Annotated in this window: 10 protein-coding genes; 7 read left to right on the top strand and 3 right to left on the bottom strand. The window is 44.4% G+C overall.

The genetic code is table 11. The annotated features are described in order from the left end of the window. The first annotated feature begins 84 nt into the window (after positions 1 to 84). Together ACED59_RS20940 and ACED59_RS20935 are read left to right on the top strand one after the other, a co-directional pair. Positions 85 to 1,722, top strand: coding sequence for a methyl-accepting chemotaxis protein (locus ACED59_RS20940; protein ID WP_029223899.1), 1,638 nt, complete (start codon positions 85 to 87; stop codon positions 1,720 to 1,722). Positions 1,723 to 2,042: 320 nt separating this feature from the next. Next, a complete protein-coding gene (locus ACED59_RS20935; protein ID WP_009846245.1) occupies positions 2,043 to 2,912 on the top strand; it encodes a LysR family transcriptional regulator in 870 nt (289 codons plus the stop codon). Positions 2,913 to 3,039: 127 nt separating this feature from the next. On the opposite strand, the gene ACED59_RS20930 is transcribed toward ACED59_RS20935, so the two are convergent. Continuing rightward, a complete protein-coding gene (locus ACED59_RS20930; protein ID WP_017097657.1) occupies positions 3,040 to 4,701 on the bottom strand; it encodes a methyl-accepting chemotaxis protein in 1,662 nt (553 codons plus the stop codon). 273 nt (positions 4,702 to 4,974) lie between these two features. Here ACED59_RS20930 and ACED59_RS20925 point away from each other — a divergent pair, with 273 nt between their 5' ends. Further along, a complete protein-coding gene (locus ACED59_RS20925; protein WP_009846247.1) occupies positions 4,975 to 5,487 on the top strand; it encodes an RNA methyltransferase in 513 nt (170 codons plus the stop codon). A 111-nt stretch (positions 5,488 to 5,598) separates the two neighbouring features. Here ACED59_RS20925 and ACED59_RS20920 read toward each other — a convergent pair whose 3' ends face one another. Then, positions 5,599 to 7,659, bottom strand: a complete 2,061-nt coding sequence (locus ACED59_RS20920; protein WP_371705111.1) for an alpha-amylase family glycosyl hydrolase — start codon at positions 7,657 to 7,659, stop codon at positions 5,599 to 5,601. A gap of 277 nt (positions 7,660 to 7,936) precedes the next feature. Between ACED59_RS20920 and ACED59_RS20915 the strand changes: the two genes are divergently transcribed. From ACED59_RS20915 to dgcA, 4 genes are all read left to right on the top strand, one after another. Beyond that, entirely contained in the window at positions 7,937 to 8,773 is an 837-nt protein-coding gene (locus ACED59_RS20915; protein ID WP_017097659.1) for an SGNH/GDSL hydrolase family protein, read from the top strand. 127 nt (positions 8,774 to 8,900) lie between these two features. Further along, a complete protein-coding gene (locus ACED59_RS20910) occupies positions 8,901 to 9,791 on the top strand; it encodes a LysR family transcriptional regulator (RefSeq protein ID WP_371705110.1) in 891 nt (296 codons plus the stop codon). Positions 9,792 to 9,882: 91 nt separating this feature from the next. Then, complete coding sequence (gene dgcN / locus ACED59_RS20905; protein WP_017097661.1) at positions 9,883 to 10,890, top strand: N-acetyltransferase DgcN; 1,008 nt, start codon at positions 9,883 to 9,885, stop codon at positions 10,888 to 10,890. Positions 10,891 to 10,947: 57 nt separating this feature from the next. Beyond that, positions 10,948 to 11,934, top strand: coding sequence for an N-acetyl-D-Glu racemase DgcA (gene dgcA, locus ACED59_RS20900; RefSeq protein WP_017097662.1), 987 nt, complete (start codon positions 10,948 to 10,950; stop codon positions 11,932 to 11,934). Between the two features lie 366 nt (positions 11,935 to 12,300). Here the strand turns inward: dgcA and ACED59_RS20895 are convergent, their stop codons facing one another. Further along, positions 12,301 to 12,960 (bottom strand): pentapeptide repeat-containing protein, encoded by a 660-nt coding sequence (locus ACED59_RS20895; RefSeq protein ID WP_029224679.1) that lies wholly within the window; start codon positions 12,958 to 12,960, stop codon positions 12,301 to 12,303. Positions 12,961 to 13,035: the final 75 nt, after the last annotated feature.

Below are 13,035 nucleotides of genomic sequence, written 5' to 3'. Positions count from 1 at the left end.
GATTCACAAAACTATAGCTGGCTTTTTTATCGATACTGTATATTATGCGCGCGTCCCTATTTAATGTGTGGTTATAAACCCTCTATGAATATCAAAAACCTTTCTATTAAGAGTAAAATTGCGATCCCTCTAATGGTTATCGTGATTGTTTTCTCAACTGTTACTGTGCTTAACGTGATTAAATCTAACGCGCAAGCAGCGATTAACCATGAGCTCAATAATGTGGTTCAACCGGTTCTCGACAACCTAGAAGATGGGTACCGAGATATCTATCAAGTCATTGCATCTGCCCAAGGCCTGTTGCTTGCGAAAGATCAAAAGGCAATTGAATATCAACAATTCGAATTCAAAGACAACGCTTACAAAGCCGTTCCACGCTTTGAGAGTGTCCAAACTCTATATACCGCAGGTGTCTTAGACTCATCTTCTCAAGACGAGCTAGCGAAACTGGTAAAGGCGATGAAAAAGTGGGTAGCATTGCATGAACCAATGTTTGCAGATCCTGCCAATGCTCTTCAATACAACATAGATTACTCGCCAGCATTAGACGCTGAGTTTTCGATCATTCACGATCAACTCGGCTATATTAGAGAGCTGATTGCAGTAAAACAAAAAGAGCTTCGCCAGCAAGCTAATGACTCGATTGAAGAAAGTAAGCTGATCATCGAAGTAGGTATGGCCGTGGCGGTACTTGCGGCTTTGTTTTCGATGTGGTTATCGAACCGTTTTATCGTTCAGCCGATTCAGAGCGTAGAGAAAGCGATGAATGAAATCGCATCGGGTGACGGTAACTTGGCTCAGCGAATGAAAGTTGAAGGTTCTGATGAGATTGCTCGTTTAAGTTCAGCGTTTAACAAGTTTGTTAGTAAGATACATACCACTGTTGAACAAGTGATTCTGACATCAAATGCCGTACGTGCAGAGATGGAAAACATCAAATCAATAACGCAGAATGTGGCTGAATTTTCTTCGAATCAACAGAAAGAAAGTGAAGTAGTCGCGGCTGCCGTTCATGAAATGCAAGCGACCAGTGAAACGGTAAGTGGTAACGCGTTAGATGCGGCAACCGCAAGTAACGTTGCGAACAATGAAGTGGAATCAGCAGACAGCACTTTGGGCTTAACCGTAACTTCAATTGAACGCCTTGCGCAAGATATCGAGAATGCAGGTGGTGTGGTTCAGGAATTGGATACTGATGTGAAGAACATTGCTTCTATTCTTGGCGTGATCAAAGGCATTGCAGAGCAAACCAATCTATTGGCATTAAATGCGGCGATTGAAGCAGCGCGTGCTGGTGAACAAGGTCGTGGTTTTGCGGTAGTTGCTGATGAAGTCCGTGCGCTTGCGAGCAAAACTCAAGACAGTACGGGTGAAATCCAATCAATGATTGAACGCTTAGAAGTTGGCGCCAAACATGCCGTTGGCGTGATGACAGAAAGCAAGGCAAGTGGCGAGAAAACCATTGTTCAAGCGGGCACTGCAGCTTCATCATTGAGCGAGATTCGTAACTCAATCGGCAAGATGAATGAGATGAATACGCAAATCGCAACAGCGGCTTCTCAGCAGTCTCAGGTGTCTGAGGAAGTGAACCAGAATGTTCAACGTATCGCGGAAAGCACCATGAAAATGGTTGAGATGGCAAACAATGCAGAGAACGCATGCATCTCACTAGCAGAACAGTGTGAAGCACTTGATAGCCTAGTTTCTCAGTTTGAAGTGTAATCTTTGAGACTGAACAGGCAAAAGTGAGTGGCTAATCGTTTCTAGTTTTAACCCTCACGCATCTGTAATAGACAATAATAAGGCCCGTACTCAATGAGTGCGGGCTTTCTTTTTTGGTGCGAGTATTTTTTGATAACAGTATTTGTAATACAAGGTCGGTTCGAACTTTGTAGATTAGGTCGATAGGAGCCTTGTGGGGAATGCGATATTAGCTTCAATGAAGGCCTTTGTATGTGCATGGCGCATATTAAGCTAGGTGACACTGATCTATATCTTCAATACACTGTATGGGTAACCATAGTTCAAAATAGGGTAGAGGCATGGCCAATTGGGAAGGGGTAAGTGAGTTTGTTGCAGTGGCAGAGCGCGAAAGCTTTACTGGTGCCGCACAGAAACTCGCTACGTCAGTGGCTCAAATCAGTCGTAGAGTGGCAAATCTCGAGGAACGCCTCGCAGTAAAACTACTCAATCGAACGACTCGTAAGGTTTCTCTAACAGAGGCTGGGCAACTCTATTATCAGCAATGTAAGTTGTTGGTCGAGGGTTTAGAAATTGCTGAGTTAGCCGTCACGCAGATGCAATCCACGCCAAAAGGTTTACTGAAAGTAACGGCACCTGTGACTTATGGTGAGCGTCAACTCGCCCCGATACTTCATCAGTTCTTAAAGCTCCACCCACAAGTCGAACTTGAGCTGATGTTGACCAATCAAAAGCTCGACCTTATTGATTCGGGTGTCGATGTAGCTATTCGTCTTGGTCGCTTAGAAGATTCGAGTCTTGTGGCAAAGAAGCTGTCTCAACGCCAACTCTACGTGTGCGCCAGTCCTGAATATATTGAACGTTACGGTGAACCGCATACGCTCTCTGAGTTGAGCAATCATCAATGTTTAGTCGGCGGCTTTGAGCATTGGCGTTTTAAAGAAAATGGGCGACCTCGCTCAGTTCGGGTTAATGGACGCATTAAATGTAACAGTGGCTTAGCCTTACAAGACGCAGCGAAACAGAGTATTGGCTTAGTGCAGCTACCAGAATATTACGTGAGTGAAGATCTTGAGTCTGGTGAATTGGTTGAGGTGTTATCTGACTACCGAGACGATAAAGAGGGGATTTGGGCGCTTTACCCACAGAACCGTAATTTGTCTTCAAAGGTTCGCTTGTTAGTCGACTTCTTGTCTGAGCAATTAGACTAGTTCTATCTGGCAAGACACTATGGACAAGAAAATGGGCTTCAGAACAAAGATTCTGAAGCCCATTTTTATTGATGTTCTATAGCTTTTACTTGCTAAGCACTAAGCACTAAGCACTAAGCACTAAGCATTAAACCGTGAAGCGATCAACCAAGTGGTACAACTCGTTTGCTCGGCTGTTTAAGTTTTGGCTACCTGTACGGTTTTGGTTTGCTAGCGATGCCGATTGAGAACTTTGGTCTGAAATCACAACAATGCGTTGAGATATCTCTTGGCCAACAATATTCTGCTGTTCAGTCGCCGTTGCAATCAGTGAGTTCATGTCCATGATGGTATCAATCGAATCTTGAATTTTAGCAAGTGCTGCAGCTGCTGCGTTCGCTTCTTCTACCGTTTGAGCACTTCTGCTTTGGCTGGAATCCATTGCTTTCACCGCGGCATCTGAAGCGGATTTTAGCTGTTGGATCATTTTGTGAATGTCGCCCGTGCTCTCTTGTGTGCGGCTTGCAAGCTTACGAACTTCATCCGCAACTACCGCAAAACCTCGGCCTTGATCACCAGCTCGCGCGGCTTCAATCGCGGCATTTAGTGCTAATAGGTTGGTCTGTTCCGCTATATCTTGAATGACAGTCAGTGAAGATGAAATGTTCTGTACATCTCCTTCAAGGCGAGATACCACAGTGTTTGCCTCTGATACTTCACTTGCAAGGTCTGCTACGGAACCTGCAGCAGCGTTGACAATTTGCTGAGCTTCTTTTGCATTGTTCTCTGCAAGTTTAGCTGAGTCAGCCGCTTGGCTTGCGTTGCTTGAGATCTCTTGCGCTGTTGTCGTCATCTCGGTCATCGCCGTTGCTACTTGTTCTGTCTCTTCACGTTGACCTGTCGCTATTTCGTCGACCTGAGCTGCGCGAGAAGACATGCTGCTCGTTTCTGATACAACTTGCTGACCCACATCGCTCACGCTACGAATGATGGTCTGTAGGCTAGCAACAAAGGCATTAAAGTTCTCACTGAGTTTGGCGAACTCAGGCGCTTTGAAGGTTTCCATTCGAGCCGTTAGGTCGGCCTCACCACTTGCAAAGGCACTGATTGAACGGTCAAATTGCTCGAGTGGTTGCATGATTGTACGGTTCACTGCAACAGCGAAAACCGCTACCACTAAGGCAATCAAGCCACAGAAAATTGCAATGGCAGTTAGTGAGCTTTGTAGCGCAGCATTCGAGCTCTCTTTCATGTCACTGATGACTGCGTCAATATCATCGGTATAAAAACCCGTGCCGAGCATTAAATCCCATTGTGGAATAAAGATTGAGTAGCTGAGTTTTGGTAACGCAATGGACTGACCTGGCTTAGGAAAGTAGTAAGTGGTGAATTCCCCAATTTTTGAGTTCTTAATCAGGTCTTGGATTAGGTAATTGCCTTGTTTGTCTTGAAGGTCGTAGTAATTTTTACCAATGCCATCGGTACCTTGTCCGATGACGATTCTTACACCCTTAGAGCTGTAGCCAAAAATATAACCAGATTCACCATATTCTAGAGTTTTTAATGTGGGTAATGCTTCTTCAAGCGTGGCACCTTTTTCTAAGAAAGGAGATATCGAAGACTGAGCCATTTGCAGGTACGCTTTGAGTTCCTTTTCTTTCATCGCCATCATATTGCTACGCGTCGATTCTACTTGTTGTGCGGTTAGCTCAGTGCTCTTCATATACGTCACGCTCATCATCCCAATTGCCATTAGTAGCAAAGGGATAAAAGAGAGAATATAAAGGCGGTTTTTGATGGTGAGGGTCATTAGCACTTCCTATGTGATTGTCTCAGGCAATTTTCAACACATTATTAATGTGGTTTCGAAATGTAAACGGACTTGTTGTTGAATTGTTATCCTAAAACCTTTTTGTTTGATAAATATGATGGCGGTTAGGTTTTGAAGTGATAGGTGGTGCAACTAAGTACTTATCTGTAAAAAGAGCCGTTCGTTTCGATGCTTTTGAATTTGGCGCTGCTTTGGTAGAATGCGACGCTTTGTAGCACCCTGCTATGTCTATTCGTTAAGTGAGAAATATTCATGAACAAAAGCCATGTGACTATTGGTTTAACTAACCCAAAGAGCCCGACAAACGTTGGCGCGGTTATGCGTGCGGCGGGTTGCTACCAAGTCGACGAAGTTAAATACACAGGGCAACGCTACGACAAGGCTGCAAAATTTCACACCGATACCAAGAGTGCAACGCGCACTATCCCGCTTACTGGTGTCGAGTCGTTTTTAGATAACCTTAATTCAGAAACTAAGATCGTATGTGTGGAGTTGGCTGAGGGTGCAACACCACTGCCACGTTTTAAACACCCAGAGAACGCTATCTATATCTTTGGGCCTGAAGATGGTTCTATTTCTCAAGATGTCGCTGACCGAGCTGACCATGTTGTTTATGTACCAACTGTTGGTTGCATGAATCTAGCAGCAACAGTGAATGTGCTACTTTATGATCGCCTTGCTAAGTCAGATGAAATGGACGAGAGCAACGAGCTGATCAAGAAAAGCCGCGATAACCGTAATCACCTGCAAGTGAAGCAGGGGTAGATATCGTTTTAATCGTGTCTGGCCTCTTAATATCCAATGCAGATTAAAGAAAACCCCTTATTCGTAGGAATAAGGGGTTTTTACTTGGTTGATCTCGGATCTTAGGTTTGGCTATTCAGCACACTTTGAAGCCATAATTTTTAATGGTTGCCCCGCATCATCGAATTGTAAGCTCCATACATACTGCCCAGCATTACGAATAGTGATAGCGGTATCTTGACCGTAACCACCTTTAATTAACGAGTTAAGCTGTCCTAACTTTAGGTTAAGCCCATCCGCTGTGAACTGAGGTGACCAAGCCTTGGATGCATATTGCATGCGATAACTGCCCGGTTTTTCAGTGGTGACGACTTGGTAAGTGTTGTCACCTTTATATTCAAACTCTCGTTGACCCACGTGTTTCCAACCTGAATCAGCAAAATTGCCAACCACATAAAGTGGGCTCGAAATAGGGCCTTCAGCTTTTATTGTTGGATTGTCACATTGAGCCATGAAGCCTTGTCCAACTTCATTTCCTGTTGCTAGTATCACCGCAATTGGCCCTTTTTCACTTGGCTGTGTTATCGACAAGAAACGAGCTTCAAATGGGCTTAGAACGATAGAGTAGTGGCCATCAATAGCTGAGATCGATTGCTTGGATTCAATATCCTTCAGATCAGCTATGGAGCCGACTTTTTCTTTGGCTAGTTTTATGGTTTGTTCTTTGTTGGTAACGTTCACTGCGTAGACAACAGTATCGCCTTCATAGGCTTTGTGATCGACATAGGCTACATCATTGGCCATCAGGTTTGTACGTTTACCTTGTGATAGAGCGGGGTGCGTTTCTCTCAGTTTCATCAAGTTTGTCACGTATTGCTTTAAGTCTTTTTCGTGCGCATTGAGTTGAGCTGTGACACCTTCTACTTTACCGCTAGTACGGGCTACGTGATCATCACACAGACCATTAATGGCACAGTCATCAGTCCATACTTTGTCTGAAAAACCTTCTAGCTGATCGCCTATTTCGTCCCCATAGTAGGTGGTTATTGGGCCGGTATAAGCTGCTTGGAATGAAAATGCCGCTTTATAGCGCTGCCAATACTCTTTGTCTTGTGGAGAAGCGATATCACCGCGCTGTAATAAGTCACCAAAGCGCACAAGGTCATGGTTACCGATCATTAAATTTGGCTTTGCGTGGTCTGGGTATAACGAATGTAAAGACATGCCTTCTGCAAGCCACTCTCCACCTTTGTTCCCCACGCCAGCTTCGTTTACAGCAAAGGTTTCCGTCAGGCGGTAGCGCATCGGGAAATCAAACGCAGAACATAAGGCCGGTGCTTCATTTGAACCGTAGCCTGTTTCAATAATGCGGTTCTCGCCTGCCCAAATTTCCGCGACCATATAACCCAGAGGGTTCACGGTTTTACCTTTGCTGTTTACGTATTCGACTTGAGAAGAAGCGGTGTCTACCGTTTCTCTGATTTGACTCCAAGCTTCTTTTGGCACTTGATAAGCTTGATCTAAGCGCCAACCATCAATTTTGAGCTCTTTGATCCAATACTCGGCAACTTCTTGATAGAAGGCTAGGCTCTCAGGGTATGAGACTGGATTATCCTCTCCTTGGGGCAGCTTACCTTTTGGTGACGGCACTACGTTTTTTTTGTGGTGGCCAAATACGCCATCAAAGAAGACATAAAGCCCTCGAGCATGCGCTTCTTCAACTAAGGTTTTAGCTTCTTCCATCGTGCCGAATCTCGGATCGATATTGAAATAATCGGTGGCAAAATAACCGGTTGCATCCAGTCTATCAGCCCAATGGTCTTGGTTTTCGATAGGCTCTGAATTAAAGATTGGGGTTAGCCAAATGCCGTTCATGCCAAGAGATTCAATGTAATCAAGTGAGTCGATAATACCTTGGATATCTCCGTTATGGTGACTGGTTCCATAGCCTGTCCCATGACCAATTGAGTCATCGCCACTGACAAAGCTTTCGACCATCACTTGATAGATCCTCAAGTCATTCACGTCGGCATTGGTATTCGTTTGGCATTGGTATGCTGTTGGTTCTTGAACTGATTCAGGTGCAGATTGGCAACCTGCAAGTAGGATGGCGGTAACGGCCAACGCGGTATTGGATAGAGAAAGTTTCACGTAAAGGTCCTTATTATTATGATTTAACCTATTATTCACCATCCTGATATTCTATAAATCCTCCGTTAAATAGTGGCAATAGGAGTAGACGGTAGGCTGAGAGACTGAGGTCACAATATGTGGCTAATTTCTTATACATATTATGATGAAGTGCTGATTTTTGAGTCGGAACGAGATTTGTACAGGAAGATATTTTTATGCGGTATGTACCAGCCTTGTTGAGAATAAGTCATTCTCTGTTTCTAATGTTATCTATCCCGAAAGCAATCGGATATTATCTTGGGTTCATCATTAGATAATTGAAGGGTTAGATAACACCATGGAAGACAAGCAATTACTTGCCGCGCTGCAGCAACACCCTGTCCTCGATCTCTATCAGTTATTCCAAGAAGTTGGTCAAAACCGCTCTCTGTATGCATTACTAGAGAGGTTATCTTCCCTTAAAGAATACCACCAACTGAGCACTCGTCTTAGCCCTTTTAAGCCTCACATCGAAGGGTTGCTGGCTCAATTTGATAGCACTACACCGGACAGTGATATTCTCAAAGCGGTTGCTCTTCAGTCTGAGATTCAGCAACGAGGCCACAGTATGAGTCGTTACATCATGACATCGGACAATCACCGCCATTTTTCCCCAAATGCAGACTTAGTCATGTTTGGTGATTCGATCACCGAATGGGCACCTTGGGCGGATATCTTTCGCGATGTTTCGATGGTCAACCGTGGCTTAGCGGGTGACACCACAACTGGCATGTTGCGCCGTATTGATACCACGTTGAATGTGAAGCCAAAGCTGGTGTGCTTTATGGCTGGGATAAACGATTTGGCTCAGGGTTATGATGTCGAACATATCTACCAGAATTACATTGATATGCTTGAGGTGTGGCAAGAAAACGATATTCGAATCTTGGCGCAATCAACGCTTTATGTTGGCTCTAAACTGCAAGGTTTGAATTCGTCGGTTGAACTACTCAATAGCAAGATAAGCGAGTACTGTTCTCTGCAAGGCATTGCGTTCTTAGATGTGAATTCAGTATTGTCACCGAATAAGCTTTTGTCGAATGAGTACTCGTGTGATGACTTACACTTGAATGCGAAGGCTTACCAAGCTTGGGCTGAGGTGCTTCAACCTACGATAGCTGAGTTACTAAAATAAACTCACGCAAATAGCTAAATAGCTAAATAGCCAAGTAGATAAATAGACAGCTAAACCGATAAACAGCTTAGCTAATACAAGAAAAGCCAACCCCTAGATTTGTTTCGCGAACCATAAGGACATCAATGTGAACTTAAGACAGTTGGAAGTCTTTTACGCCATTATGCAAACCGGAACCGTATCTGGGGCTGCGCGTAACCTGCATGTGTCACAACCTAATGTGACTCGTATTTTGGCGCATACAGAGCAACAACTTGGGTTTGGATTGTTCGAGCGTGTCAAAGGTCGGTTGGTGCCAACGGTCGAAGCGAGAACCTTACTGCCCGAAGCGGAAAAGGTCTATCAACAGCTGGGTCAATTTCGATCTCTGACCAACAAAGTGAAGCAAGGACATCAGCATTTACGTATTGGTGCACCACCGATACTGGCGACCAAATTGCTGACTCCGGTAATAGCCCAAATGTCTCGTGAACAAGATCTCTCTTTTGAGTTACTAACAGCAAACCGTGATGAACTTTGTGCTGGATTATTAAAGCATGAGCTTGATATTGCCATCGCGTTTGGGGACGAAACACCGCCTGCCATATTAAGTGAAACGCTCTTAACTGAATCCCTCAAGGTTCTGGTTCCATCCAATACGGTTGATCACCTGCCCGCAGAATTAACGCTAGATGATCTGATCAACTATCCGTTGCCAATCATCGGGCTCGATAGCCGCGATCCATTAGGCCTCCTGTTACATCAAAGCCTTATTGCGCGAGATGAGCATTATCACCATCCGATATCTGTGCGTGGATATAGCGCGGCGGCGGAACTGGTGAAGCACCAAGCGGGGTTTGCGATTGTCGATCCGTGGACGGCAGAGCAGTATCAAAATGACGATGCGGTTTGTGTGTTGCCACTTCAACCAGATATCCAATTTTCGGCCTCGATGCTTTGCGCAGAGCACACCCCTCAGTCGATTTCCGTTAAGCAATTTATCGTTTCATTGAAGAGCCACACTCACCCTATAACTTAAGGTTATAGGCTCGTCATAAATTGGTATTCGGCAGCTTCTAAGTTCTTAATTAAAGTAAACCCATACAAAGATTTATTAATTAGGAATACTCATGTCTATCGCTCAACCTTACCTTCTTTTTCTTGGGGATGTTACCGACCCACTTGCCGCAAAAACAGCTCGCGGTATTCATCAATGGCGACCAGAAATTTGCCTAGGTCAGCTTCGTTTAACAGACGTTACCGTTTCACTTGGCTTAACGGATATGACCTTACAAGAGGCGCAAGCACAGGGCGCGAAAACGCTAGTGATTGGCACAGCAAACCCAGGTGGTGTTATTCCTGACTCTTGGCAGCCAACCATAATGGAAGCTGCAGAAATGGGATTTGAGATTGCATCTGGCATGCACCAACGACTGAGTGAATTTTCACCGCTTGCTGACATGCAACAGCGAGGATTGACTAAGCTTCATGATGTACGCCATTTTGATGGTGATCTAAACGTTGGTAACGGTAAGCCTCGTCAGGGTAAGCGCCTTCTTACGGTCGGAACCGATTGCTCAGTAGGAAAAATGTTCTCGGCGTTGGCCATTGAAAAATCGCTTAAACAAGCAGGAATCTCTGCTCAGTTTAAAGCGACAGGGCAGACAGGTATCTTGATTGAAGGCAAAGGCATTTCTATTGATGCGGTGGTGGCGGATTTCATTTCTGGCGCGGTTGAAGCGATTAGCCCCGATTTTACTGACTACGAGTGGGACATCATTGAAGGGCAGGGTTCTTTGTTCAACCCTTCGTTTGCAGGCGTGAGTTTGGGATTATTGCATGGCGCACAAGCTGATGCTTTGGTGCTATGTCACGAAGTAGGGCGACCACATATTCGCAACCTTCCTCATGCGCAATTACCAACGATTGAACAGACGATCGAAGCTAACTTGCAAGCCGCGCGATTGACGAATCCAGATGTAAAATTGGTTGGCATCTGCTTGAACACGTCGGCACTCAGCATTGAAGACGCTGAGACATTATGCCAAGAATGGACCACACTCTATCAAGTGCCCGTGACGGATCCAGTGCGTTTTGGTGTACAACACATTACTGATCATTTGCGACATTCACTTTAACGACGTCATCATTTCTACGTTTCCATTTGTTAAAGCGAACATCAACCGAGTGAAATTATGAAGATTACAGCAGAACCTATTACTATCGCGATGCAAACGCCTTTTCGCATCTCTCGTGGCAGTCGAACTGAGTGTCACGTTGTTCGTGTTTACATTGAACATGGTGGCAAACAAGCTCAAGGCGAATGCACGCCTTACCCACGATACGGCGAGTCATCGGAGTCTGTGTTAGCGCAAATCCAACAAGCGTCTAGCGCACTTGAAGCTATGTTTGCACGAGGCGTTACCGATCCCGCAGAGCTAAGAGATCATCTTCAGTCTTTATTGACTGGAGGGGCAGCGCGAAATGCGGTTGATTGTGCGCTTTGGGATTTCGAAGCTAAGCAGAAAGAACAGGTGTTTCCAAATAGCTTGTTTGAGTTACCTGCTCAAATTGTGACTGCAATGACCGTCTCGATTGGTACGCCAGAAGCGATGGCGACACAAGCGCGAGATTATGTGGTGAATGGTGCGAAACTTCTAAAAGTGAAGCTTGATGGCGAGCAGGTAGTAAAGCGTGTTTGCGCTGTGCGAGAAGCTGCACCTGATGTTCAGATTGTACTGGATGCTAATGAAGCGTGGACAGGGTTGAATCTCGAAGAGTTGTTTAATCAACTTACTGAGTTTGATATCGCGATGATCGAGCAACCTTTGCCGCAACAACATGATGCGTCACTGGCACATATCAATCACCCGATCCCACTGTGTGCGGATGAAAGCTGTCATACCACTTCGCAACTTTCATCTTTGTTAGGCAAGTATGAAATGGTCAATATCAAGCTCGATAAAACGGGCGGTTTGACCGAAGCATTGGTACTTGCTGAAGAAGCTCAAAGGCTAGGATTTACTCTGATGTCGGGTTGTATGCTAGGCACCTCATTGGCGATGCGAGCGGCGCTGCCTATTGCGGTTCAATCTGAAATCGTCGACCTTGATGGTCCTGTATTACTTGGGCAAGATGTTTCGCAAGCACTGACTTATCAAGATGGGATGATCATTCTTTAAGGTGGCTTAGCGTTCAGTATTGATGATGCAGGTTATAGGTAGGCACGCGAACTTTTGGACATAAACGTTTTAGAGGCATTGTCCTAAAACGCATTTATCAGAAGAGAAAAAGTATCTTGTCACCTTATACGTTTGTATGGGATTTTTTATAGCGCAGAAGGTAAATCTCACCACCAAACATAGAACTGATATTTACAACCACTTTGTATAGAATTAACGCAACGAAAGATGAAATTGTTAAAACATCCATTACCATAGGCAATACCTCCTCTAACTTTGAAACAATTAACGCTGTAACCCCGCATCAGTCCGTAGACTAGCATTAACCGTTAGCACCAGAGTTCTATGGGTGGCAAGACCGGGGGCTTAAAAGCTACCATCGTTAATGACCTTACGCAATACGTTTTGTATGTAACTGAGTGTATGAAATTCACGTTCAATTGACAACGCAGCCTCAGGAAGAATAGCGACAAGATTACTTTGACCAAACTCTTCAACCAAGACTCCTAAAGAGATTGTATCCAGCTTTCCTTTTTTTCGATGTAAGACTGTCGACCTACGGATAAAATCATGCTCTCTGAGTTGATTTACAACATCCACAAGGGCTAGGTCGAAGCTGCTTTCAGACGGATAAGTGTCGTAAAACTCAGTATTAACAAAAGAATTTTCTGGAAGAAATGTACGTAAGTTAGTAGAGCTAATAACCTTACAGTTTATAAATTGCGCATTCTTAAGTTTTGCTTTCTCGAAAGTCGATGCTGCAATAATACAATCAGAAAATACAGCATGCTCTAAATTACACTTTCTAAATAACACTCCACGAATTAAACAATCTTTAAACGATGCACTAACCATATTGCAAAATTTAAACTTCGTTCCAACTAGTGAAGTACGATCAAATGTGCAGTCTGAGAAGTTTGAGTTGTAACTTACTGCTTTATTGAAATTCTTCAGGGGAAAACTTTTCGTCGAAGCATCATGATTTGTGTACCCGAAAGCCAATCTATTTCGGTCATTTATTGTCATTGTTATAGGCTATTGAAATGTTGATCCGCACCAGAAGTTTTGGACACTGAGTTAAGTGAGTACAATCACTAACGA

The sequence above is a fragment of the Vibrio sp. FF266 genome (assembly GCF_041439695.1).
GTDB lineage: Bacteria > Pseudomonadota > Gammaproteobacteria > Enterobacterales > Vibrionaceae > Vibrio > Vibrio tasmaniensis_A.
This window is presented reverse-complemented; position numbering and strand designations above follow the sequence as displayed.

Excerpts from the sequence above, each read along its gene's own strand:
- ACED59_RS20940 (WP_029223899.1), top strand. The coding sequence starts at position 85 with ATGAATATCAAAAACCTTTCTATTAAGAGTAAAATTGCGATCCCTCTA.
- ACED59_RS20935 (WP_009846245.1), top strand. The coding sequence starts at position 2,043 with ATGGCCAATTGGGAAGGGGTAAGTGAGTTTGTTGCAGTGGCAGAGCGC.
- ACED59_RS20930 (WP_017097657.1), bottom strand. The coding sequence starts at position 4,701 with ATGACCCTCACCATCAAAAACCGCCTTTATATTCTCTCTTTTATCCCT.
- ACED59_RS20925 (WP_009846247.1), top strand. The coding sequence starts at position 4,975 with ATGAACAAAAGCCATGTGACTATTGGTTTAACTAACCCAAAGAGCCCG.
- ACED59_RS20920 (WP_371705111.1), bottom strand. The coding sequence starts at position 7,659 with ATGGTGAATAATAGGTTAAATCATAATAATAAGGACCTTTACGTGAAA.
- ACED59_RS20915 (WP_017097659.1), top strand. The coding sequence starts at position 7,937 with ATGGAAGACAAGCAATTACTTGCCGCGCTGCAGCAACACCCTGTCCTC.
- dgcN (WP_017097661.1), top strand. The coding sequence starts at position 9,883 with ATGTCTATCGCTCAACCTTACCTTCTTTTTCTTGGGGATGTTACCGAC.
- dgcA (WP_017097662.1), top strand. The coding sequence starts at position 10,948 with ATGAAGATTACAGCAGAACCTATTACTATCGCGATGCAAACGCCTTTT.
- ACED59_RS20895 (WP_029224679.1), bottom strand. The coding sequence starts at position 12,960 with ATGACAATAAATGACCGAAATAGATTGGCTTTCGGGTACACAAATCAT.